The organism is Bacteroides sp. 44_46 (assembly GCF_001915465.1).
In the GTDB taxonomy this organism is placed as follows: domain Bacteria; phylum Bacteroidota; class Bacteroidia; order Bacteroidales; family Bacteroidaceae; genus Bacteroides; species Bacteroides clarus.
Genome location: NZ_MNQO01000019.1, coordinates 125,571 through 150,044, shown reverse-complemented (window position 1 = coordinate 150,044; position 24,474 = coordinate 125,571). Strand labels below are relative to the sequence as shown.

The following is a 24,474-nucleotide window of genomic DNA, read 5'->3' as shown; positions in this document are numbered from 1 at the left end:
GGATTATTCCCAGTTACCGGCGTTGTTGTTAGCTGTTTCCAAGCTACCGATCATCAAACCTGAGTATTTACCTAACTTAGTTTGAAGGTCTTTCAAGTTAGCGATTTCCTGCTTGTCCAAACCATTCAGATATACATCGTACGGAGTCTTAACCTCGAGCAGACAGAAAGGAGCACCTGATTTGGCTGTATCGTTGCGGATAGCCATTTCAAACTGCGCACCGTTTCCGAAAGGAACATATCTCATAGAATCTGCGTTGAAGCCTTTCGGGAAGATAGTATCCAATACGGCTACCCACATGGTATCACGTTTGAAGTTTTCCAATCCCCATTTCTTTACTTCTGAATAGTTACCGGTCTTCTTGGCTTTATTGATGATGTTGATAGCTTTCTTTTCAGTCAAACCGTCTTCCAACTGTTTGTCATCCAATTCTCCTTGTTTGAAGATGAACGGAAGTTTCTGATTCTTTACGAAGTCAATCAGCGTATCGAAACTGGCGGTATATTGTTGGTCATGCAAACCACGATATTCCAACTGTGCTTTACGGATGTCGATCAGACGTGCGATAACTGCTGCGTCTCTGTGCTTTTTGGCTTCTTCAAAGTTTATAGGACCCATGATACTGGCATAGCAGATATAAACTAAGACCAGAGCACATAAGCCTAAAACGATATTAAATACTGTTTTCATGATAAATATGTTTTTTAGTTGTTATATTCGCACCGCAAAAATAAAAGAAATAAATTTAAAAACGATAGTTCCCGTTACTTTTTTCTATTACAAAAATGATAAATAACTATTTAGAAAGGCAAATTAAGGAAAATTTTCCTTATCAACCAACTTCGGAGCAGGAAATTGCAATAAAATCTTTGTCGGAGTTCCTTTTGTCGCCACGCAGCGAGGCGGTTTTTCTGCTTCGTGGTTATGCCGGAACGGGTAAAACGTCGTTGGTAGGCGCTTTGGTCAAGACGTTGGATAAGTTGCAGCAAAAGGTGATATTGCTGGCTCCGACGGGGCGGGCGGCGAAAGTATTTTCTGCTTATGCGGGACATCCGGCGTTTACAATTCATAAAAAAATATATAGACAGCAATCATTCTTTAACGAGACAAGTAATTTTTCTGTGAACGATAATTTGACAATTCACACGTTATATATTGTGGATGAGGCGTCGATGATTTCCAATGAAGGCCTGTCGGGAACTTCATTCGGAACGGGACGTTTGCTGGATGATTTGGTACAGTTTGTTTATTCCGGTACGGGGTGCCGTCTTTTACTGATGGGCGATACGGCGCAGCTTCCGCCGGTAGGAGAGGAACAAAGTCCTGCACTTTTTGCCGATGCTTTGAAAGGATATGGGCTGGAAGTACAGGAAGTGGATTTAACTCAAGTCGTCCGTCAGGAACAGCAATCGGGTATATTGTGGAATGCAACCCGTTTACGGCAACTGATAGCCGAAGATACTTGTGAAGCGTTACCGAAAATAAAGATAACGGGCTTTGCGGACATAAAGGCATTACCCGGTAATGAGTTGATAGATAGGCTTGAAACATGCTATGACCATGACGGATTGGATGAAACCATTGTGATATGCCGTTCCAATAAACGGGCGAATATTTATAATAACGGTATTCGTGCCCAGATTCTTTGGAGGGAGGATGAACTGAATACGGGAGATTTGCTGATGGTTGCGAAAAATAATTATTTTTGGACGGAACAGCTTCAAACGGATATGTTGCGCAATGGCGAAAAGAAAGAAGCTGTTGCGCAAATTCCCGATTTCATAGCCAATGGTGAAACCGCCATAGTACGCCGGGTACGCCGCACCCGTGAGTTGTATGGTTTTCGCTTTGCCGATGTGACTTTGGCATTTCCTGATTATAATGATTTTGAGTTAGAGGTGAATCTCTTGCTGGATACTTTGCATAGCGATGCCCCCGCGTTGCCTAAAGCAGATAACGACAGGCTTTTCTATACTGTTCTGGAGGACTATGCTGATATAACGACGAAACGTGAACGGATGAAAAAGATGAAAGCCGATCCTTACTATAACGCTTTGCAGGTGAAGTACGCTTATGCCGTGACTTGCCATAAAGCGCAGGGCGGGCAGTGGAAGAACGTTTTTCTCGATCAGGGATATATGACGGACGAGTATTTGACACCCGATTATTTCCGTTGGCTGTATACAGCCTTTACCCGTGCTACGGGGACGTTATATTTAGTAAATTATCCGCAGGAACAGATTGGATAAATAAAAGAAACCCCGTCTTGGCAAAGGAAGCCGAGACGGGGTTTCTACTTTATGGTGATTGGAATAATCGTTTAGATATTTGCCAGTTCTATCACTTTCTCAACTGCTGCATTCAGCCCGTCGGGGTTCTTACCGCCGGCAGTTGCAAAGTGAGGTTGACCGCCACCGCCGCCTTGTATCAGTTTGGCCGCTTCTTTCACCAGATTACCGGCTTTCAGGCCACCGGCCACCAAATTGTCGCTCAGCATTACTGTCAACATCGGTTTTCCTTCAAATACTGTTCCTGCAACGAAGAAGAGGTTTTCTGTAATTTCCCCGCGCAGTTGGAAAGCGATATTCTTGACTGCATCGGCAGGTATCATGGCTGCACAGAATTTGATTACTTTCACACCGTTTATTTCCTGAATGTTCTGTAAAAGTTTCTCTTTCAGTTGCGCTTCTTTCTCTTTCATAAAGTCTTCCACCTGTTTCTTCAAACCTGCATTTTCCTCGATGTATTTGCGGATTGCGCCGGACAAGTCGGGAGCGTTGTTGAAGAGCGCTTTCAAATCGCGCATGGTATCCTGGAACGTATCGAGCATTTCTTCTACACGGGCTCCGGTATAGGCTTCGATACGGCGGACACCGGCTGCAACGGAACTTTCGGATACGATCTTTATCATTCCGATGTTTCCGGTAGCGGCTACGTGCGTACCGCCACAGAATTCGATGGAAGAACCGAATTGGATAACGCGTACATGGTCACCGTACTTCTCACCGAATAAAGCGATAGCTCCCAGTTCCTTGGCTTCTTCAATAGGAATGTTGCGATATTCTTTCAAAGGAATATTGGCGCGTATCTTGGCATTTACAATATGCTCTACCCGGCGGATTTCTTCGTCCGTTACTTTCTGGAAGTGAGAGAAGTCGAAACGTAAGGATTCCGGACTAACCAAAGAACCTTTCTGTTCAACGTGCTCGCCCAGCACTTCGCGCAACGCTGCATCCAGCAAGTGAGTGGCAGAGTGGTTGGCGGCGCAAGCGGCGCGTTTGTCCGTGTCTACACATGCCATGAGCGGAGCTTCCAAATGTTCGGGAAGCTTCTTGGTAATATGGATAGGAAGATTGTTTTCCTTCTTTGTGTCAATGACTTCAATTGTTTCGAATTCGTTCACCAATACACCGGTATCGCCTACCTGACCGCCGCTTTCGGCATAGAACGGGGTTTTGTCCAGTACAATCTGGTACAATGTCTGGTTCTTCTGCTTTATCTGTCGGTAACGCAGAATGGATGTTTCGTATTCCGTATAGTCGTAGCCTACGAATTCGGTTGTACCTTCCTGCAATGTAATCCAGTCTCCGGTTTCCACGGCTGCTGCATTACGTGCGCGTTGCTTTTGCTGCTGCATCTCGGCGTCAAATTCTTTGATGTCGGCTGTCATACCGTTTTCGCGGAGAATAAGCTCCGTAAGGTCGAGCGGGAAACCGAATGTATCATAAAGCGTAAAGGCGTCTTTACCGCTGATTTCAGTCTTACCGGCTGCTTTGGCATCCGCCATGGTCTTATCCAGCAGACGTATGCCGGTTTCCAAAGTACGAAGAAAAGAATCTTCTTCTTCTTTGATAACTTTGGCTATCAGTTCTTTTTGTGCGTTCAGTTCAGGATATGCACCACCCATATTTTCAATCAGTACAGGCAGTAACTTGTACATGAACGCCTGTTTCTGTCCGAGGAATGTGTAACCGTAACGCACCGCACGGCGAAGAATACGTCGGATTACATAACCGGCCTTGGCATTGCTCGGCAATTGGCCGTCAGTAATAGAAAAGGCAATCGTACGGATATGGTCGGCGATTACGCGCATGGCGATATCCTGTTGCTCATTTTTGCCGTATGCGGTTCCTGACATGTCGCCGATTGCTTTCAACATCGGTTGGAAAACATCGGTGTCATAGTTGGAAGTCTTGCCTTGCAATGTACGTACCAGACGCTCGAAGCCCATTCCGGTATCGATAACCTTGGCGGGAAGTCCTTCAAGGCTGCCGTCCGCTTTACGGTTGAACTGCATGAATACGAGGTTCCAGATTTCGATAACTTGCGGATGGTCTTTGTTCACCAATTGCGATCCGGGAACTTTGGCTTTCTCTTCTTCCGAACGTGAATCCACATGGATTTCGGAACACGGACCGCAAGGGCCTGTATCACCCATTTCCCAGAAGTTATCATGCTTATTTCCATTGAGGATATGGTCTTTCGGCAAGAATTGTTCCCAGTAAGAAGCGGCCTCGTTGTCACGCTCCAGACCTTCTTCGGGACTGCCTTCGAACACGGTTGCATAGAGGTCTTTCGGATCCAGCTTCAGCACGTCTACCAGATACTCCCATGCCCAGGAGATAGCTTCTTTCTTGAAGTAATCGCCAAAAGACCAGTTACCCAACATCTCGAACATGGTGTGGTGATAAGTGTCATGACCCACTTCTTCCAAGTCATTGTGTTTTCCGCTGACACGAAGACATTTTTGCGAGTCCGCCACTCTTTTATATTTCGCCGGGTGATTCCCCAAAATAATATCTTTAAACTGGTTCATACCCGCGTTGGTAAACATCAGCGTGGGATCGTCTTTAATCACCATTGGAGCCGAAGGCACAATTTGGTGACCTTTACTTTCGAAGAAACTCTTGAATGAGTCTCTGATTTCATTTGCAGTCAACATACTTCTTATTTCTGATTTATGATTTCCGATTTATTGCTTGTGATTTATGACTTACACATTCTATGACTCACCTTCCGATAAATCATAAATCGTCGGTCATAAATCTTATAATTCTTGAAAAAACTGTGCAAAGATAGCTTGTTTTTCGTATTTTTGTCGCATTGATAATGAAATATTTACTCTCAATGCGCAAAGTTTACTACATTTATAATCCGCGGACACAGACTTACGACCGAATTTATCCTACCGTCCGGCAACGGGCGTTGAGCATATTGCGCAGGCTGTTTTTCGGTATGGGGTTGGGAGCCGGCAGTTTCATCATATTATTGCTGATTTTCGGTTCACCCTCCGAGAAAGAGCTGCGGAAAGAAAACAGCCGGCTTCAGGCGCAGTATAATGTCCTTTCACGAAGAATGGACGAGGCGATGGGAGTATTGCAGGATGTACAGCAACGTGACGACAACTTATATCGCGTCATTTTCCAGGCTGACCCTGTTCCGTCGGCTATCCGTAAGGCGGGGTACGGCGGTACAAACCGTTACGAACATCTGATGGATATGGCTAATTCGGATTTGGTGGTAAACACTACTCAGAAGATGGATATGCTCACGAAGCAGCTTTATATCCAATCCCGTTCGTTTGACGACGTGGTGGAGATGTGCAAGAACCATGATGAAATGTTACGTTGCATACCTGCCATTCAGCCGATTTCCAATAAGGATTTGCGTAAGACGGCTTCCGGTTATGGCACGCGTATCGACCCTATCTACGGAACTACCAAATTTCATGCGGGTATGGACTTCTCGGCTCATCCGGGGACAGAGGTATACGCCACTGGCGATGGTAAGGTGGTAAAAATGGGATGGGAAACCGGTTACGGCAATATTATTATCGTTGACCACGGCTTCGGTTATCAGACTTGGTACGCTCACTTGCAAGGTTTCCGTACGCAACTCGGTAAGCGGGTGGTACGAGGTGAGGTTATCGGTGAAGTAGGCAGTACGGGCAAGAGTACAGGTCCTCACTTGCATTACGAAGTGCATGTAAAAGGACAGGTAGTAAATCCGGTTAACTATTACTTTATGGATTTGAGCGCCGAAGATTACGACCGTATGATACAGATTGCGGCCAATCACGGTAAGGTGCTTGATTAATGGATTGTATAACGACTGATTGATAGTATTGTCATGCTGAATACCGATAAAGAACTGAAACTGTATTACTCCATTGGCGAGGTTGCCAGAATGTTTGACGTCAACGAATCGCTGCTTCGTTTCTGGGAGAAGGAATTTCCGCAACTCAATCCCAAGAAGGGCGGGCGGGGGATACGCCAATACCGTAAGGAAGATATTGAGACTGTGAAGTTGATTTATCACCTGGTTAAGGAGCGTGGGATGACGTTACCCGGCGCACGCCAGCGGATGAAAGACAATAAAGAAGCCACTCTCCGGAATTTTGAAATCGTAGAGCGGCTTAAAAGTATCCGTGAAGAACTTATCGGTATGAAAGAATCACTCGATGCCTTTACCTATGAAGATGTAGAGGCATTGAAAGAGAATCTTATCAAAGAGAATCTTTAAAGGATTATCCCTCTATTCTCGTTACCTGCTTGATATTCTGTATCAGTTTCAAGTTGTCGCAGATGCTGCGCACATCGTCCACGTCATGTACGTAAAGCTGTATCTTGCCTTCAAAAATGCCGTCGGTCGTTTCAATCGTCAGCTTGCGGATATTAACGTTCAGTTGGCGGGAGATGACCTGTGTAACTTCGTTCAGCAGTCCCATGCTATCGATACCTTTCAGATAAATCGTCACAAGGAATGACAGCTCCTTGTGAGTATCCCATTCGGTTGCGATGATGCGGTTGCCGTAACTGCTCTTGAGGCGTGCGGCTACCGGACATTGGCGCTTGTGAATGATTATCCGGTTCTGCTCGTCTATATATCCCAGTACATCGTCGCCGGGAATGGGATGACAGCAATCCGCCATGATATAGTTCTTCTGGATGGTTTCCTCCGTAAGTTTCAATATCTGTTTGGTATTGATTTTTTCTTGCGGAGCTTTATCTTCGGACGGCTGCTCCTTTGTGTCTTTGTTATCTTTGTTACCGAAGGAAAAAGTCAGGAACTTCTTCCAGTTGGTACTCTGCTTTTCTTTGAAGGCGTTTCTGTCCGCATCGCCCAATACGAGCTTTTTGCCGCCGACGGCAACGAACAGTTCGTCGCGGGTATGGAAATTGTGCAGACGGGTGAGCTTGTCTAAAGCTGCATCATCCATGCGTATATCCTCATTCTTGAAGAAGTCGGCAAGCATTATTTCACCCTCTTTCTGATGGGCTTTCGCTTCCTTGCGCAGGATGGATGCAATCTTGGCGCGGGCACGGGCGGTAGTGGCATAAGCTTCCCATTCCGGTTGTACGCGCTGCGATTTGGAGGTCAGAATCTCCACCTGGTCGCCGCTCTGCAACTTATGGCTGAGAGGAACGAGTTTGTGATTTACTTTCGCGCCGATGCAGTGGCTGCCGATGTCTGTGTGCAGGGAAAAAGCGAAATCCAATGCTGTCGAGTTCTGCGGCATGGTCTTGATTTCGCCTTTCGGGGTAAATACGAAAATTTCCGAGGCAAACAGATTCAGCTTGATGGTATCCAGAAAATCAATGGCGTCCGGTTGGGGGTCGTCGAGTATCTCCTTGATGGTACGCAACCATTTATCCAGCTCGCCCTCATCCTCACTGCCACCGCCTTCTTTGTATTTCCAATGGGCGGCGAAGCCTTGCTCCGCAACGTCGTTCATACGCTCGCTGCGAATCTGGACTTCAATCCATTGTCCGTTATTCCCCATAAGGGTGACGTGCAAGGCCTGATAACCATTGGCTTTCGGGTGGCTCACCCAGTCGCGCAGGCGGTCGGGATGCGGTTTGTATATTTTGGATATGGACACGTATATGTCGAAGCAGTCGTTCAGCTCCTCTTCCATATTGCGGGGTTCGAAGATGATGCGTACGGCCAGCAGGTCATAGATTTCCTCGAACGGCACGTGCTTGGTCTGCATCTTGTTCCAAATAGAGTAAATGGATTTTACGCGGGCGAGAATGCGGTATTTCAATCCCATCTTATCCAGTTGGGCGCGTATCGGAGCGGTGAATTCTTTGAATACCTTGTCGCGCTCTACGGCTGTTGCCGCCAGCTTTTCTTCAATTTCGCGGTACTCTTCCGGATGTTCGTACCTGAAACTCAGGTTTTCCAACTCCGTCTTTATCTTGTATAAGCCTAACCGGTTGGCCAGCGGCGCATAGATATACAAGGTTTCACCGGCTATCTTGAACTGCTTGTTGGGCAGCATGGAACCGAGCGTACGCATATTATGCAGCCGGTCGGCTATTTTGATAAGGATAACGCGAATGTCATCGGACATGGTGAGCAGCAACTTCTTGAAGTTCTCTGCTTGCGCCGAGGCGCGGTCACCGAAGATACCGCCTGAGATTTTGGTCAGCCCGTCTACGATTTGGGCAATCTTAGGGCCGAAAATGTTTTCAATATCTTCAACCGTGTAATCGGTGTCTTCCACTACGTCGTGCAACAGGGCGGAGCAAATGGAAGTCGACCCCAAACCTATCTCATTGCACACAATCTTGGCAACGGCGATGGGGTGCATGATATAAGGCTCGCCCGAACGGCGTTTGATTCCTTTATGCGCCTGATTGGCAAAATTGAATGCTTTGGTTATTATTTCGACACGCTTGCGGTGCTTGGTTGCCAAATAGTCGTTCAACAGTTCCTGGAATGCCTGTTCAATCATTTCTTCTTCGGCTTTCTCTTTCTCCTTCTGGCTTACACTCTCTTCCATATACTGTTTCTCCTTTCTTCTTCACTTTTTGCAAAAATAAGCAATTTTCAACACCGGACAAGCATTTATGTCTTTATTTGTAAATCTTCAGTCTCTTTCCTGCGTTAATTTTTGTGCTTCTCAATCCATTCCAGCTTTTTATCTGATTGACGGTAACGCCATATTTACGGGCGATAGTCGACAGGGTTTCTCCGTTGCGTATCCTGTGGTAGGTTACATCGCCTTGTGAAGAACTTTTTCCTTTGCTGCCGCGTGCTTTGCTGCGGGTATCGGCCACGGAAACGGTTCTGCGGTTTTTAAACAACTCTGCGCTGCGATGGGCATAAATCGTGTCTTGTTTGTCAATAAAAGTACTAATGGAGTTTATCGGTAAACGGAGTGTCTGAGGTTTGCTGTCTCCCGGGATGATATTCTTTTTGTACTGGGGATTCAGGCTTTTGAGCTCATCCATTCCGATGCCGCAAACATCCGCGATTTGCTCAAAGTGCAGGTTGCGGTTCACCTGTACGGTATCTGTGGCATCCGGAATATTGGTCTCCATCGGGCAGATATTGTGCTTGCAGTAGTACGTCATTACGTAGTTGGCGGCAATAAAGGCAGGTACGTATCCCCGTGTCTCTTTGGGCAGGTAATTGTATATTTCCCAATAATCCGTTTTGCCGCCCGCGCGACGGATGGCTTTGTTGATTGTTCCGGGACCGCAGTTGTAAGCGGCGATTACCAGATTCCAGTCCTGATAAATGGCGTACATATCCTTCAGATAACGTGCGGCGGCCCAGGTCGCTTTAATCGGATCGCGGCGCTCGTCCACAAGGCTGTTGCTTTCCAGACCGTATATCTTGCCCGTGTTCAGCATGAACTGCCATAAGCCGGAGGCTCCTGCACGGGATACGGCCGAAGGGTTGAGAGCCGACTCGATAATCGGCAGATACTTGAGCTCCAGCGGCAGACCGTATGTATCGAGCGCTTCTTCAAAAATAGGCATATAGAAATTGCAGGCGCTCAGCATGAAAGCCACCTGGTTGCGGAGGCGTCCGGCGTACATGTCGATGAATTTGCGAACAATCTCGTTGTAAGGCATCTCCATGACGGTCGGCATACGTGAAAGCCGGTCGATATATACAGAGTCGCTGAATTCCGGATTGACGGTAGAAGTGCTGCAATCCTTTCCCAAATCTATATAGTTTTTTGCTTTCCAGTCGTTGAGCAGGCTGTCTACGGGGTAAGTCATGCTCTTGGGCAGGTCGATGACTTCCCGGCGCTCCGTTCCGTTTTCACGGATGATGACGTCTACGCTTTCCTGGGCATACGCTTGCGGAGCCGCAAGCAATACACTGAACAGCAGTGAGGAACCTATGATTATTCTTTTCATGTATGTAGGTTTATTTGTCATGGATAAATCTGTTTTATTTGTTTTTAAAATCGGAAACTGCATTGCAATCCTACGGAACGGTTGGACGGGTTGCTTATCTGATTATTGATGACAGTCGGCTCCACCTTCATGCTGAGGTCGGGAGTGATGTCGAAGTTGGACAGCTCGGCGTCCACATAGGCGTCGATGACGGATAGCAGATATACTCCGATAAAGGCGAAGATACTTAAATCCCGGTATCTGCGATAGGTATCTTTTCGCTTGCGCAGCAATTCCTTCAGCTGGGTTTCGGAAACCGTGTATCCGGGGGGCAGCAGGTCGGTGATGCTGCTGGACTGCATGTTGCCGTTCATCGCGTCTTTGTATGCGGTGGAGTAGTCCTTATACATTTTTCCGTTCCACGTCAATGCATAGGCGCATCCGGCGAAACCGCCGTAGAATATAGGCAGTTTCCAGTATTTACGGTTGTAGATTTGTCCGCCGCCGGGAATCACGAGCGCCAGCCAGGTTGCCTTCGTAGGGTTGGGAACCCACACCTTTGGGTTGATTTCTCTTTTCAGGCTGTCTGTCGGCGCTTCCGGTTCTTCCAAGGCGGGAGCGGAGGTCATTTCCAATAACTTTTTCTTGTTCTCGGCCGCAATGCTGTCGGCGGTGGCGATGCTGTCTGCCGAGGTAACGGCCTGGTGAAGCACCGGTTCGTCCATTGTCAGACCCAGGCTGTCGGACGGTATCCGGGCAGCTTGCCGTATGGCGTTGAGGGAGTCCGCCTGCAGCCTGTGTATCCTTTTGGCGGCGGCGCGCGGACGGTTCTGACCATACATAGCAATCCCTGCCGTCTGCATAAAGCAAAGCAGCAGGGCGATACCGATTTGATATATTCTTCTCTTCTTCGTCATTTATTTTTCAGCGTATCGAGAATACCGATGATACGTTCCAATTCTTCTTCGTTACCGAACGGGATACTGATTTTTCCTTTCCCTTTTTCGGAGCAGGTCAGTTGTACTTTGGTGCTGAAGAAGCTGGAAAGCTGCTGCTTCAGCATATTGAACTCTTCGGGCAGTTTGGCGCGTTTGGGAGCAATCTTGCGACCGCCGCTTTTCACGGTTTCCCCTTCGTTCAATGATTTCACGATTTCCTCTACCTTGCGCACGGAATATCCTTGCTCGAGTATCTCCTCGAAAATCTTCACTTGCAGTTTGGGGTCGCCCAGCGTTATCAAGGCACGGGCGTGTCCCATGTCTATCTGCTTGTTTTGCAGTCCCATCTGGATGGGAGCCGGCAGTTTCAGCAGGCGCAGGTAGTTGGCGATGGTGGTACGTTTCTTTCCTATGCGTTCGCTGAGGCGTTCCTGAGTCAGTCCGTATTGTTCCAGCAGGTGTTGATAGGCAAGCGCTATTTCCACGGAGTTCAGGTCTTCGCGCTGTATGTTTTCGATGAGCGCCATTTCCATGACATTTTCATCGTCGGCCGTACGGATGTAGGCGGGGATGCTTGTCAGTCCGGCTATTTGTGAAGCGCGGAAACGGCGTTCGCCGGCAATAATCTGGTATTCATCATCGGATAGCTTACGCAGGGTGACAGGCTGGATGATACCAATCTCTGCAATAGAATCGGCAAGTTCCTGCAACGCTGTTTGGTCGAACTCGCGGCGGGGCTGATTGGGGTTGACGGCAATCTTCGACAATTCTATTTCATTGATAGAGGAAGAGCCTTCGGTCTGCACCTCGTCCATAGAGAGCAAGGCGTCCAGCCCACGTCCTAATGCATTTCTTTTCTGTACCATCTGTTTATTTACTGTTTTACGATTTACAATTTACTGTTTTGCCATACGGGAGATTACTTTTCGTTGTGGCTGATTAATTCTTTGGCCAGCGCGATGTGGTTTTTGGCTCCGGTGGAGTCTGCGTCGTACAGGATGGTGGGAAGCCCGTAGCTGGGCGCTTCGCTCAGCTTTACGTTGCGCTGGATAACGGTGTTGAACACCAGTTCCTGGAAGTGGCGCTTTACTTCATCGTATATCTGGTTGGCCTGGCGCAGGCGTGAATCATACATGGTCAGCAGGAATCCTTCGATTTCGAGTGCGGGGTTCAGCTTGGACTTGATGATTTTAATGGTGTTCAGCAGTTTGCTGATACCTTCCAGCGCGAAGTATTCGGCCTGTACGGGGATGATAACCGAGTCGGCGGCCGTAAGCGCGTTGATGGTAATCAGCCCCAATGACGGTGAGCAATCTATCAGGATATAATCAAACTCTTCTCTCAGCGGGGCAAGCACTTCTTTCAGTATCTTTTCCCTGTTTTTAAGATTGAGCATTTCTATTTCGGCACCTACCAGATTGATGTGGGAGGAAATAACCTTCAATGTATCAATCTCTGTGTCGTGAATAGCGTCGCGCACATCGGCACGGTCTATAATACATTCATAGATAGTACATTCCGCCTGCTTGATGTCCACGCCCAACCCTGATGAGGCATTTGCCTGGGGGTCTGCGTCCACAACAAGAACTTTCTTTTCAAGCGTGGCGAGAGAAGCTGCGAGGTTAATGGTCGTTGTTGTTTTTCCTACACCACCTTTTTGATTTGCCAAAGCAATTATTTTTCCCATAATTTCAATGTTTATTGGCAGCGAAATAAGTGATAATTCCGAATAGCGCCTACTAAAAAAGAGAAAGATTGCAAAAACGGTTGAAAAGTCGCCTGTTTTGTTAATAACTCCCGGGCGTTTATTTCGGTTCTTCCCTATGAAAGTACGCTGGAGTACTCCTTCTCTGTGTTGGCAGGCAAATATACGTATTTATCTTGAAATGAAGCTGTTTTTTTGTCTCACTTGCGTAAGATTAAGATTTATTTCAATGCGGGCGTTGCGCTGCGACGCGTTTTGTGCCGGCCTGTTTTGATGTACATCCAAACAAGTTTTCACTATAAGCAAATCTTTTTTTCAAGCGTATCAAACCGGATTATCATCGTAGGAAAATACAGGGTCTGTCCGGGCGAAACGCACTGTCTGTCCGAGGTGAACGCATAGTCTGTCCGGGTGCGACAGACGGTGTGTTTTGTATGAAAAAACGGTTTGCATGTACCCCCTTCACCTTTCACATCCTTTTATTGATGCGGGATAGCGGGTGAAACCGTCTTGCGGGATGGATTAAACCGTCCCGCGAGACAAAAATATCCGTCCCGTGAGACGGATAAATCCATCCCGCGGAACGAAATCATTCATCCCGCGAGACAAATCAGAACGAAACGCTTTAAAGCCGGCCTTCACCCGCTATCCCGCATCAATAAAGGGATGTGAAAGGTGAAGGGGATATTCTTCTCTTTGATGCGCGTGCGATTACCGGACTAACGCCGATACAAACTCCCATGCGAAGTACCCGCATAAGACGCATTTTACCACCGTGCCGAACAGGAAGCCGAGCAGTGAACCCAATCCGGACTTTAACGCCTGGCGGGTTTCCCTGCCGCCGAAAAGCTCACCGATGAATGCGCCGAGGAACGGGCCGAGGATAATGCCCCAGGGCATGAAGAACAGTCCGATGACGGTTCCTATGAGGCATCCGCGTGTTCCCCACCGGGTTCCACCGCTGTATTTGCTGCCCAGCATGGGGACGAGATAGTCGAGTACCTGAACGATGACGACAATCAGCAGCCAGAGCAGTAATTGTGTGGCGGAGAATTGCGCCTTATCGGTGAAGTGCAGCAGCAATAAACCGGCATAGGAGACGGGCGGGCCGGGTATGGCGGGCAGTATGCAGCCGGCCAGTCCTGCTATCAGGCAGAGGATACCCGTTATGATGAGAATGATGTCTGGCATATCTTTTTGAGTGTTGGTGGTTAATATGTGGTTCTCTTTTGCTAAATTTGTAGCAAATTTAAAAAGAAATATGGAAAATCAGAGACCTTTAATATTGATTTCCAATGATGACGGCATCATTGCGAAAGGAATCAGCGAGTTGATAAAGTTTCTCCGTCCGTTGGGCGAGATTGTGGTGATGGCGCCGGATGCGCCGCGTTCGGGCAGTGCGAGCGCGCTGACTGTAACGGAGCCTATCCGTTACCAGTTGCTTCGTAAGGATGTGGGGCTGACGGTTTATAAATGTTCCGGTACGCCTGCCGATTGCGTCAAACTGGCGTTCCATACGGTACTCGACCGTAAGCCCGACCTCGTGGTGGGTGGTATCAACCATGGGGATAACTCCTCTGTCAATGTACATTATTCGGGTACGATGGGCGTGGTTATCGAGGGTTGCCTGAAGGGGGTTCCCTCTATCGGCTTTTCACTGTGCAACCACGAGCCCGACGCCGATTTTGAGCCTGCGGGAACGTATATCCGTGAGATAGCCCGCCGGGTGTTGGAAAAAGGATTGCCGCCGCTGACTTGTCTTAATGTCAACTTCCCCGACACCAAAGAGCTGAAAGGGGTGAAAATCTGCGAACAGGCCAAGGGACAGTGGACCAACGAATGGGAGAACTTTGCCCACCGGGGCGATGCGCATTATTATTGGCTGACCGGAGAATTTGAAGAGGCTGAAAAAGAGAATGAAAAGAGCGACCATTGGGCGCTTCAAAACGGCTATGTGGCAATAACCCCGACCACCGTGGATGTAACCGCATACGGCTTGATAGACGAATTGAAGACCTGGTTCTGACACTTCGTTTGGACACAACTTCAGAGAGTATAAATTAATTTACGGTATTTATGAAGTATTATTTGATTGTCGGCGAAGCTTCCGGTGACCTGCATGCGTCTCACCTGATGAGCGCTTTGAAGGTGGAAGACCCGCAGGCTGAGTTCCGCTTTTTTGGCGGCGATTTGATGGCGGCTGTGGGCGGAACGCCGGTGAAGCATTATAAGGAATTGGCGTATATGGGTTTCGTTCCCGTCTTGTTGCATCTGCGTACTATTTTTGCCAATATGAAGCGGTGCAAAGAAGATATTGCGGCCTGGCAACCGGATGTACTTATTTTAGTGGATTATCCGGGATTCAACCTGAATATCGCCAAGTTTATTCATGCCCATACGCAAATCCCCGTGTATTATTATATCTCTCCCAAAATATGGGCTTGGAAGGAGTACCGCATCAAGAATATCAAGCGGGATGTGGATGAACTGTTCTCCATTCTTCCGTTCGAGGTGGAGTTCTTTGAAGGCAGGCACCATTATCCCATACATTATGTCGGTAATCCGACGATGGATGAGGTGACCGCTTTTCAGGCCGCTTATTCGGAAACTTCGGATGAGTTCCGGCAGGCCAACGGCCTTTCCGCAAAGCCTGTCATAGCGCTGCTCGCGGGAAGCCGCAAGCAGGAGATTAAGGATAATTTGCCGGATATGATTCGGGCTGCCGCTTCATTCCCCGATTATCAGTTGGTGCTGGCGGGGGCTCCGGGCATTTCTCCGGAGTATTACCAAAAGTATGTAGGCAACTCGGATGTGAAAATAATCTTTAACCGTACGTTCTCTTTGCTTCGGCATGCGGAAGCGGCACTGGTCACTTCGGGCACCGCAACGCTGGAAACGGCGTTGTTCCGGGTTCCGCAGGCGGTATGCTACCATACGCCGATAGGTAAGGTTATCGCTTTCCTGAAACGGCATATTTTGAAAGTCAGGTACATTTCTTTGGTTAATCTTATCGCGGACCGTGAAGTCGTGAAAGAGCTGGTTGCCGATACCATGACGGTGGAGCGGATACGTGCCGAACTTCAACGTATCTTATATGATGAGGCGTACCGCAGGCGGATGCTTGACGGTTACGAATATATGGCGTCCCGTTTGGGCGAGGCGGGAGCACCTGCGCACGCAGCCCGTAAGATGGTGGCTTTGCTTAAGAAACGTTTTAAAAAGTAGGACGATATTTAATTTCTTGTTAAAAGGAATAAAGCCGGTGCAGTAAATGCCCGGCTTTTGTATTTTCCATACAGAAATAAACAAAAAGACTTTAATTATGAGAAAGCTACATTGGTTATTTATGGCAGTTTGTTTGGCTGTGATGCCTGTACTGCAATCCTGTGATGATAACGACGGATATTCAATCGGTGATTTCACTCCACCGTTATGGGCTACGGTGCGTGTTACCGGAAATGCTTTTTATCTGGACTGTGATGTTTGGGGAACCCTCTGGCCTGTGAATACGGATTTGGGATGGTACGAACCGGTCGACGGAAAGCGCGTGATTACCATGTTTAATCCTTTATCCGACGGGTTTGACGGGTACGACCACGCTGTGAAGCTCTTAAGTTTGCAGGATGTGCTGACGAAGGAAGTCGAAACGCTGACTCCCGAGACCGAGGAAGAGTTCGGTAATGATCCTGTCCTGATATTTAAAGGGGATATCGGTATCAGCGGAGGGTATATGAATATCGTGTTCATGCAGAATCTGCCCTCCAAAACCAAGCATCGTATCAGTCTTGTGCGTCCGCAAGATGATGCGGATTTATATGGAGAGGACGGTTACATACATTTGGAACTCCGCTATAATGACTATGAGGACTTGACGGGGCTGCGCGACTACGGCGCGGTATCGTATAACCTGAACAGCCTTGACGTGACTTCCGAGACAAAAGGCATTAAACTGAAACTTAATTCGGAAGTAAACGGTGAGGTGGAATTGGTATTCGATATTGTAGCTGCCGATGATAATACGAAGGATATACGAAACCTCGACTTATCGAAGATGCGGCTGAAGTAGGAAGGTCGTCGTATTATATGCGTGAAGAATAGGGTGTTTTAAAACCCGTTTGCCGATTTCTTTTTAGGCACGGATTACACGGAAAACACGGATGAACTTGAAAAGAGCCGTGAAATTCGTGTAGTCCGTGCCTAAAAAATATTGGTTTCTTGTTTGTTAAATCATTGTCAGTATATACAGATAGACCACCGCTGCGGGAATGGCCATTAGGGCGCTGTCAAAGCGGTCGAGCATTCCGCCGTGTCCTGGCAGGATGTTTCCGGAATCCTTGATGCCCAGTTGGCGTTTCATCAGCGATTCGGTCAGGTCGCCCCAGGTACCGAAAATAACCACGATGACTGCCAGTCCCGCCCATTGCCACATGGACATGAAAGGGAAAAAACGGGCAAATACAAAGGAAGAGGCGATGGAGAAAACCGCTCCGCCTATGCTGCCTTCCCATGATTTCTTGGGAGAGATGCGCTCGAACAGACGATGCTTGCCTATTAAAGAACCTACGCAATATGCGCCTGTGTCACTCAGCCAGATAAATACAAAGATGGAAAGCGGCAGGATAGGATTGTAAGTCACGCTGCTCGTTTCCGGTGAATTCTGGAAAGCGAGTACATTCAGTAACGCGAAAGGCAAGGCTACGTATAGCTGGCTCAATGTGGAATATGCCCAGTTGCCGATAGGATTCTTCTTTTTCAGATATAACTCCGTAATCATCAAATAGAGCAGCAGCCCTAAATAGGGTAAGAATACGCGCGCGTCGATAGCGGACGTACAAAAGCCCATGAGCGCGAGGAACAGATAGGCTCCGCCTAAAGCGGTAATCGTCCTGTTGATACCGACCTCACCGCTTTTGTTTACCAAATGGGCGAACTCATGCACGCTCAATGCGCTGATGATGGTGAACAGAATCCCGAATGAGAGGGGGCTGTAAAGGATACAGCCCACCAATATGACTACAAATAATGCACCTGTAATCGCGCGTTGTATGAAGTTATTTTTCAAAGTGTTCTCGTTTTAATTGTTTGATTCGGCGTGAGCCGTATTGTCGGTTTTGTCTGAAGCCTCTGTGTTACGGCTTTCTTCTTCTTTCACTTCTTTTTCCGCTTCTTTGGCCTTGGCGGCTTCTTGCTCTTCGGCTTCTTTCAACTCTTTAGAGGTCTTGCCGGCACTGATGATTTCCTCGGAACGGGAAGCCCACGGACGCTTGCCGAAGATTTCTTCCACATCTTCCGCAAAGATAACTTCTTTGTCTATCAACTGTTGAGCCAGCTTGTTGTGGCCGTCCCTGTTGTCGGAAAGTATCTTCTTGGCACGCTCGTACTGCTCGTTGACCATACGCTTTACTTCTTCGTCAATCAGCTCGGCGGTCTTTTCGCTGTACGGGCGGTTGAAAGAATACTCTTCGTTATTGTAGTAGCAGAGATTAGGCAATTTGTCGCTCATGCCTAAATAGGCAATCATGCCGTAAGCCTGCTTGGTTACGCGCTCCAGGTCGTTCATGGCGCCGGTAGAGATTCTTCCGATGAACAAATCTTCGGCAGCGCGTCCTCCCAAAGTAGCGCACATTTCGTCCAGCATCTGCTCCTTGGTGGTAATCTGTCGCTCTTCGGGCAAGTACCAGGCAGCGCCCAGGGCGCGTCCACGCGGAACGATTGTTACTTTAATCAGCGGATTGGCGTATTCCAACAGCCATGAGATGCTGGCGTGTCCGGCTTCGTGTATGGCGATGGAACGGCGTTCCTCTTCTGTCGTAATTTTGGTTTTCTTTTCCAATCCGCCTACGATACGGTCTACGGCATCCAGGAAGTCCTGCTTTTCTACAAACTTCTTTCCGTGACGGGCGGCAATCAGGGCGGCTTCGTTGCAGACATTGGCGATATCGGCACCGGAGAAACCCGGAGTTTGGCGGGCCAGTAATTCCACGTCCACCGTATTGTCTATCTTAATGGGGCGCAGATGTACGCCGAATACTTCTTTACGCTCGTTCAAGTCCGGTAAATCAACGTGTATCTGGCGGTCGAAACGTCCGGCGCGCAGCAATGCTTTGTCCAAGACATCCACACGGTTGGTTGCGGCGAGAATGATGACACCGCTGTTGGAACCGAAACCGTCCATTTCGGTCAGCAATTGGTTCAATGTGTTTTCGCGTTCATCGTTACCGCCCATAGCGGCCGCTTTGGCACGGGCACGTCCCACTGCATCGATTTCGTCGATGAACACGATGCAGGGAGCTTTTTCTTTGGCTTGGCGGAACAGGTCGCGGACACGGGAAGCGCCTACGCCGACAAACATTTCCACGAAGTCGGAACCTGCCAATGAGAAGAACGGTACGTTGGCTTCTCCGGCTACCGCCTTTGCCAGCAACGTCTTACCTGTTCCCGGAGGGCCTACGAGCAATGCGCCTTTGGGTATCTTGCCTCCCAGGTCTGTATATTTCTGCGGTTCTCTCAGGAATTCCACGATTTCCTCTACTTCCTGTTTGGCTTCGGCAAGTCCGGCTACATCCTTGAAGGTTACCTTTACGGGAGAGTTCTTTTCAAACAGTTGCGCTTTGGATTTGCCGACACTGAAGATGCCGCTACCGCCGCCCATGCCGCCACCGCCACTCCAGCGACGGGACAGGAATATCCAGAAGCCGATAAGGAATGCGAACGGCAGTATCTGCCAGAGGATTGCACCGAAGTAGTTACGCTTCTTTTCGTAGTTGATGGAGCCGTCGAAACGAGTCTCGTCTTTTTCTTTCTGCAGGAAGTCACCCAGGCTTTCGCGCGAGGGGGCTTCTGTCGTAATCAGAGGATTCTTGCCTACACGGCTGGAATCGGCTTTGAATACATTGGGCACATATTGGGGCTTGACGTATGCTTCTACGGAGTTATCGTCATAACCGGTCACTTTGCTTATATAGCCGTTGCGTACATATTCCTGAAATTCGTCGTAGGGGATGTTTTTGCTGGCTGTACCGCTTTCGTTGGTGAGATACAGTCCCAGTAACATCATGGCTATAATCATATACAACCAGTTCAGGTTGAACTTGGGCATATTGGTTTTAGAGGGCTTTTTATTGGTGTTATTGTCCATAAGTCTAAATTAATCGAGGTCGGGGATTTGAGTTAGTTTGGCATCTGCCCATAGGTGTTCCAGATTGTAGAAGTCACGCGCTTCCGGCAGAAAGACGTGAACCAATACATCGGAATAGTCCATGGCTACCCATTCGGCGTTACGTAAACCGTCTACCGCAAAAGGCTTGCTGTTCGCTCCTTTACGGGTGAAGTCTTTTACAGAGTCTACAATGGCGCTTACTTGGCTTGGAGAGTTTCCTTGACAGATGACGAAATAATTACATATAGTATCGTCTATTTGGGTAAGGTCTGCTATGACGATTTTTTTTCCTTTTTTATCTTGAATACCTTCTGTTATTTGTTGAATTAGTTTTTTAGCTTCGTTCATTACACATTATTAATATTAAACAGGTGACAAATATACGTTGATTTATTATATCAAACACGCAAAAGAGAAAAAGTCTTTCATTTTTTGTTTTTTTTTAGGTATATAATTCTTTGTGTCATGGTATCTTATCAGATTTTAATGAAAAAAATAACGGAAAATGTTTTGGTTTATGGAAAACTTTGTATCTTTGCACCGCAAAACAGAAATGCGATGCTCAATTGGGCTATGGTGTAATGGTAACACTACAGATTCTGGTCCTGTCATTCCTGGTTCGAATCCAGGTAGCCCAACCATAAGACATATATTTAAAGCTAAAGAACCCACTAAAATCATAATTTAGTGGGTTTTTTTATTAGGCAAAAAAGAGTAAATTTGCAACAACTCAAACAATACTAATTATGGCAAAAGAATTATCGCTGAAATACGGCTGTAACCCTAATCAAAAGCCGGCCCGCATTTTTATGCAGGAGGGGGAGTTGCCTATCGAAGTCCTGAACGGACGTCCGGGGTATATCAACTTTATGGATGCCTTGAACGGTTGGCAATTGGTGAAGGAATTGAAAGAGGCTACCGGAATGCCGGCCGCCACTTCATTCAAACATGTGAGCCCGGCAGGAGCCGCTATCGGGCTGGAGCTGGACGAAACGCTAAAAAAGATTTACTTTGTTGATAACCTGCCGCTTTCACCGCTTGCCAATGCCTATGTGCGTGCCCGTGGTGCCGACCGTATGTCTTCTTATGGCGATTTTATCGCCCTGAGTGATGTATGTGACGAGGCTACCGCCCGTTTCATCAATCGTGAGGTTTCAGACGGGGTGATTGCTCCGGGCTATACCGATGAGGCGCTCGAAATATTGAGAAACAAGCGTAAAGGTACTTATAATGTAATCAAGATTGATCCGGCTTATAAACCGGTTCCGATTGAGCATAAAGACGTGTTCGGAGTTACTTTTGAACAAGGGCGCAATGAGATTAAGCTGAATGGCGAGGAGTTGTTTGCTGATATTCCTACCCGGAATAAGAATTTCTCCGAAGCCGCCAAGCGTGATTTGATGATAGCGCTTATTACCCTGAAGTATACCCAGTCTAATTCCGTATGTTATGTGAAAGACGGCCAGGCAATCGGTATCGGCGCCGGTCAGCAAAGTCGTATTCATTGTACCCGTCTGGCAGGAAATAAAGCTGATATATGGTACTTGCGCCAACATCCGAAAGTGCTGAATCTGCCTTGGGTGGAGAAGATACGCCGTGCCGACCGTGACAATACGATTGACGTTTACATCAGTGACGATTATGATGATGTATTGGCTGACGGCGTTTGGCAGCAATTCTTTACGGAGAAGCCGGAGGTGCTGACCCGTGAGGAGAAACGTGCCTGGCTGGATACTTTAAGAGGGGTTGCACTGGGCTCTGACGCTTTCTTCCCCTTTGGTGATAATATTGAGCGCGCGCACAAGAGTGGCGTGGAGTTTATAGCGCAGGCCGGCGGTTCGGTACGCGATGATCATGTTATCGAGACTTGCGATAAGTATGGTATAGCAATGGCGTTTACGGGTATCCGTCTGTTCCACCATTAAGAGGTGGATGTGCCAAAATAAAATTCACTTACTATTTGTTTCTTTTCAGGCACGGATTACACGGATTTTATGGAAAATACGGATTTCCTTTATCCTTTTCCGTGAAGTCCGTGTAATCCGTGCCTGAAAGAAATTATCAAGTATATTTTGACGCCCCCTTCTATAAGATTATTACATCTATCCCGGGCTTTAGCTTTTCCTGATTTTGCGGGTCGGCAATTTGTATATCCGTCACTTTTCCTTTACTTCTCTTTATTTGTACAACACAGGGTTTCAGGGCTTTCACCTTTATTTCTCCATTGTCGAAGGTGTCGGGCTTGAAGAAAACAATTTGCAGGATTCCAGATTTCCGATTACTAACGGCTTGTATCTCCATATCGTTCCGTTCAATTTTCAGATGCCGGTGGGAGTATGCTTTCATCTTTTCCGGATGGTTGATTCCCGGTACAATGATATATGCGTAAGATGCATTCCGGGGTGACTTGCCGTGATTAATGCTCAGGTTGAACACAGGTATGCTGATTTCCGTAGCAGGATAATTGAAATTGATTTTTGCCCAGTTGCCTTTTTGCCTGTTCATCCTTAGCTTTACATTATTCTCCTGAAGGAACAGGTAGGCGATGCTGTCATGCCAGATCCATTGCGGAGCTTGCTCAAAAGAAAATTCTCCTTGGGCTGCTTGCTGGAGTGTCTTTCCTGTATTTATCCATGTGTCTCCGTCTAAATGGCATTGATTGAGGGTGGTAACGATGTCTGCCGGGACATCCGAGCCGATGCCGCTACCTAAGCAGACCACTTCGTTGTCGAACATAAACCATGACTTTTGGGCTTTTACGCCATAATCATTCAGCCTGAAGGTCATTACACCGTATTTCCCGTCGGATACTCCGCCTGTGAATGTACAGGTTCCCTTGGTTCCCCAGTCAACAGGATTGCGTTTTTCTCCTGCGGGCAGAGTGGTTCCCGGTATTCTGTCCCACTCCCAAACGGGGAAGATGTCAACATATTCATTGCCATTGACACGAATGTTGGTAGCACCGTCACTCATATAGGTTCCGTATATATTTTCGCCGTTACCGCTTTCGGTCTTGTTGGTGCGTGTTGAGGAGGTGCGTACGGAAAAGTCGTAATTCTGTCGGTTGTGTAACATGTAGTCTGAACAATAATACATTGTATTTCTGTCCGAACGCTGATAAGATGCTTCCCGGGTGAGGAAACGGCGGGCAATGCTCGCATATTCGTCGGCATGTGCGGCATCGAGTGTCTGTAAGTTTTTAAACAGGACTGCGCAATCTCCGTAATCCAATGTTCCTTTGCGGCTGACACCTCTGCCTGTTACACTGAAGTCCAGATATCTGCTGCGGAATACGTTGAAGTAGGTGTTGCGGATAAAATTGGAAAACAGGTTGAGTTTCTCCGGATTCATGGCATATTTTGTGCCGTTGAGGATATTGCCCATGCGCACTATGTTATCAACAAACACCGTTCCGTATCCGCCGATGTAGAGTTGTGGCCCGTGCTGGTGATAGGACAAGTCTTCCTGTATGCCTTCGTTCGCGACAATTTGTACGGGATAGAATATTTCATCGGCGTTGACGCGTACAATGCTGTCATTTTTTAATAGGCAACCTCTTATTAAATGATGAATGGCAATGTCCATTTTATTGGCGCCGGTCCACTTACGCGGGTCGCTGCGTTCGCCCATTGCTTTTAAGATAGGCGCACTGATTTCGGGCGGGAGCTTCTGTTGTCCTGCATCCATCAGGGCGAGGAGCGAAGCTTGCGTTTGCGGTACGGAAATTTGGTTATACCACCAGTTGAAACAGGTAGGATCTTGTGCTATCCAGTATTGCAGGGCAGCCCTGATTGCATTGTATAATACCTCGTTACCGTAATAGCGGGATTGTTTGTCGGTATATGAAGCGGCTATTGTAACCAACCGCTTCAAGTGGTCTGCCGGTTCCCAGTTGGTACGGAAAAAACAGGTATAATCGAGGTCGTTCCATTTGCCTTCCGGGAGCATGGAGCGTAATAATCTCTCTGTTGCTTGGTCTGTTTGCTGCGGGGTGGATTTGGCATATAGTTCTTCGCGTATCCGGTCGAGAATTTGCTCATATTCGTCCTGCGGGATGCCGGCTTGGCTTTGGCTTCGCTTTCCATTGGCGGGATTATAGTAGGCGGGATAGGAGGGTGCCTGACGTTTTATCTCTCCTGCCATTTCCAAGGTAACCACTCCTTTGGCAGCTCGGTTGGTATATATTTCGGCAACGAGGTTGATGCTGTTTTCCGTTCTGCCTTGCGGATGATATACCAGCCGTATGGTTCCTTTCTCACCGGGTTGATAGGCTTTTTCAGACCATTCGGACGAGGTGCATCCGCAACCGGTAATGATGCTTTTGATAGTGAGAGGTTTGTCACCGGTGTTTACGAACCGGAAATCATGGCTGACGGTTTCGTCTTGTTCCTGAACGGTTCCCCAATCGAATTTGGTTTCCGAGAATGTGATTTCTTGTGCTGGTAGCAGACTGTTTGTCGTCAGCAGCACGATACCTAAGGTTAGAATTCTTTTCATATTTCAGCAGTGAGATTAGATTTGGATAAAAAAGAG

19 protein-coding genes and 1 tRNA gene are annotated in these 24,474 nt (G+C 47.7%); 8 read left to right on the top strand and 12 right to left on the bottom strand.

Annotated features, from left to right (window positions below; genetic code table 11):
- Positions 1-3: 3 nt before the first annotated feature.
- Entirely contained in the window at positions 4-690 is a 687-nt protein-coding gene (locus tag BHV73_RS11710; protein ID WP_009122964.1) for a hypothetical protein, read from the bottom strand.
- 95 nt (positions 691-785) lie between these two features.
- Here BHV73_RS11710 and BHV73_RS11705 point away from each other — a divergent pair, with 95 nt between their 5' ends.
- On the top strand, positions 786-2,249 hold the full coding sequence (locus tag BHV73_RS11705) for an ATP-dependent DNA helicase (RefSeq protein WP_087412367.1): 1,464 nt from the start codon (positions 786-788) through the stop codon (positions 2,247-2,249).
- 71 nt (positions 2,250-2,320) lie between these two features.
- On the opposite strand, the gene alaS is transcribed toward BHV73_RS11705, so the two are convergent.
- Positions 2,321-4,942: an alanine--tRNA ligase gene (gene alaS / locus BHV73_RS11700; protein ID WP_022218067.1), complete on the bottom strand. Its 2,622-nt coding sequence runs from the start codon at positions 4,940-4,942 to the stop codon at positions 2,321-2,323.
- Between the two features lie 185 nt (positions 4,943-5,127).
- Between alaS and BHV73_RS11695 the strand changes: the two genes are divergently transcribed.
- Positions 5,128-6,096 carry a M23 family metallopeptidase gene (locus BHV73_RS11695; RefSeq protein WP_022218068.1) on the top strand — a complete coding sequence of 323 codons (969 nt, stop codon included), beginning with the start codon at positions 5,128-5,130 and terminating at the stop codon, positions 6,094-6,096.
- Positions 6,097-6,129: 33 nt separating this feature from the next.
- Entirely contained in the window at positions 6,130-6,522 is a 393-nt protein-coding gene (locus BHV73_RS11690) for a MerR family transcriptional regulator (protein ID WP_255379432.1), read from the top strand.
- Between the two features lie 4 nt (positions 6,523-6,526).
- Here the strand turns inward: BHV73_RS11690 and BHV73_RS11685 are convergent, their stop codons facing one another.
- From BHV73_RS11685 to BHV73_RS11660, 6 genes are all read right to left on the bottom strand, one after another.
- Positions 6,527-8,788, bottom strand: coding sequence for a RelA/SpoT family protein (locus BHV73_RS11685; RefSeq protein ID WP_009122969.1), 2,262 nt, complete (start codon positions 8,786-8,788; stop codon positions 6,527-6,529).
- Positions 8,789-8,861: 73 nt separating this feature from the next.
- On the bottom strand, positions 8,862-10,160 hold the full coding sequence (locus BHV73_RS11680) for a lytic transglycosylase domain-containing protein (protein ID WP_195620682.1): 1,299 nt from the start codon (positions 10,158-10,160) through the stop codon (positions 8,862-8,864).
- 44 nt (positions 10,161-10,204) lie between these two features.
- Positions 10,205-11,056: a DUF5683 domain-containing protein gene (locus BHV73_RS11675; RefSeq protein WP_009122971.1), complete on the bottom strand. Its 852-nt coding sequence runs from the start codon at positions 11,054-11,056 to the stop codon at positions 10,205-10,207.
- Positions 11,053-11,943 carry a ParB/RepB/Spo0J family partition protein gene (locus tag BHV73_RS11670; RefSeq protein WP_009122972.1) on the bottom strand — a complete coding sequence of 297 codons (891 nt, stop codon included), beginning with the start codon at positions 11,941-11,943 and terminating at the stop codon, positions 11,053-11,055. Before BHV73_RS11670 ends, BHV73_RS11675 begins: the two co-directional genes overlap by 4 nt.
- A gap of 53 nt (positions 11,944-11,996) precedes the next feature.
- Positions 11,997-12,764, bottom strand: a complete 768-nt coding sequence (locus tag BHV73_RS11665) for a ParA family protein (RefSeq protein WP_009122973.1) — start codon at positions 12,762-12,764, stop codon at positions 11,997-11,999.
- Between the two features lie 729 nt (positions 12,765-13,493).
- Positions 13,494-13,973, bottom strand: coding sequence for a DUF456 domain-containing protein (locus BHV73_RS11660; protein ID WP_009122975.1), 480 nt, complete (start codon positions 13,971-13,973; stop codon positions 13,494-13,496).
- Positions 13,974-14,043: 70 nt separating this feature from the next.
- On the opposite strand from BHV73_RS11660, the gene surE reads away from it, so the two are divergent.
- The 3 genes from surE to BHV73_RS11645 all read left to right on the top strand — a co-directional run bounded on the left by surE (position 14,044) and on the right by BHV73_RS11645 (position 16,848).
- Positions 14,044-14,808, top strand: coding sequence for a 5'/3'-nucleotidase SurE (gene surE, locus BHV73_RS11655; RefSeq protein ID WP_022218074.1), 765 nt, complete (start codon positions 14,044-14,046; stop codon positions 14,806-14,808).
- Between the two features lie 50 nt (positions 14,809-14,858).
- Entirely contained in the window at positions 14,859-16,007 is a 1,149-nt protein-coding gene (gene lpxB, locus BHV73_RS11650; protein ID WP_022218075.1) for a lipid-A-disaccharide synthase, read from the top strand.
- 97 nt (positions 16,008-16,104) lie between these two features.
- Positions 16,105-16,848, top strand: coding sequence for a NigD1/NigD2 family lipoprotein (locus BHV73_RS11645; protein WP_118046536.1), 744 nt, complete (start codon positions 16,105-16,107; stop codon positions 16,846-16,848).
- 156 nt (positions 16,849-17,004) lie between these two features.
- Here the strand turns inward: BHV73_RS11645 and BHV73_RS11640 are convergent, their stop codons facing one another.
- Genes BHV73_RS11640 through rsfS form a run of 3 tightly spaced genes read right to left on the bottom strand, consistent with a single transcriptional unit; the run spans position 17,005 to position 20,289 of the window.
- Positions 17,005-17,844 carry a phosphatidate cytidylyltransferase gene (locus BHV73_RS11640; protein WP_009122979.1) on the bottom strand — a complete coding sequence of 280 codons (840 nt, stop codon included), beginning with the start codon at positions 17,842-17,844 and terminating at the stop codon, positions 17,005-17,007.
- A gap of 12 nt (positions 17,845-17,856) precedes the next feature.
- Positions 17,857-19,920 carry an ATP-dependent zinc metalloprotease FtsH gene (gene ftsH, locus BHV73_RS11635; protein WP_022218077.1) on the bottom strand — a complete coding sequence of 688 codons (2,064 nt, stop codon included), beginning with the start codon at positions 19,918-19,920 and terminating at the stop codon, positions 17,857-17,859.
- Between the two features lie 9 nt (positions 19,921-19,929).
- Positions 19,930-20,289: a ribosome silencing factor gene (gene rsfS / locus BHV73_RS11630; protein WP_009122981.1), complete on the bottom strand. Its 360-nt coding sequence runs from the start codon at positions 20,287-20,289 to the stop codon at positions 19,930-19,932.
- Between the two features lie 219 nt (positions 20,290-20,508).
- On the opposite strand from rsfS, the gene BHV73_RS11625 reads away from it, so the two are divergent.
- Both BHV73_RS11625 and BHV73_RS11620 read left to right on the top strand, forming a co-directional pair.
- Positions 20,509-20,582 (top strand) — tRNA-Gln (locus tag BHV73_RS11625).
- Between the two features lie 102 nt (positions 20,583-20,684).
- On the top strand, positions 20,685-21,866 hold the full coding sequence (locus BHV73_RS11620) for a phosphoribosylaminoimidazolecarboxamide formyltransferase (RefSeq protein WP_286738464.1): 1,182 nt from the start codon (positions 20,685-20,687) through the stop codon (positions 21,864-21,866).
- Positions 21,867-22,026: 160 nt separating this feature from the next.
- Here BHV73_RS11620 and BHV73_RS11615 read toward each other — a convergent pair whose 3' ends face one another.
- Positions 22,027-24,438: a polysaccharide lyase family 8 super-sandwich domain-containing protein gene (locus tag BHV73_RS11615; protein ID WP_196052909.1), complete on the bottom strand. Its 2,412-nt coding sequence runs from the start codon at positions 24,436-24,438 to the stop codon at positions 22,027-22,029.
- Positions 24,439-24,474: the final 36 nt, after the last annotated feature.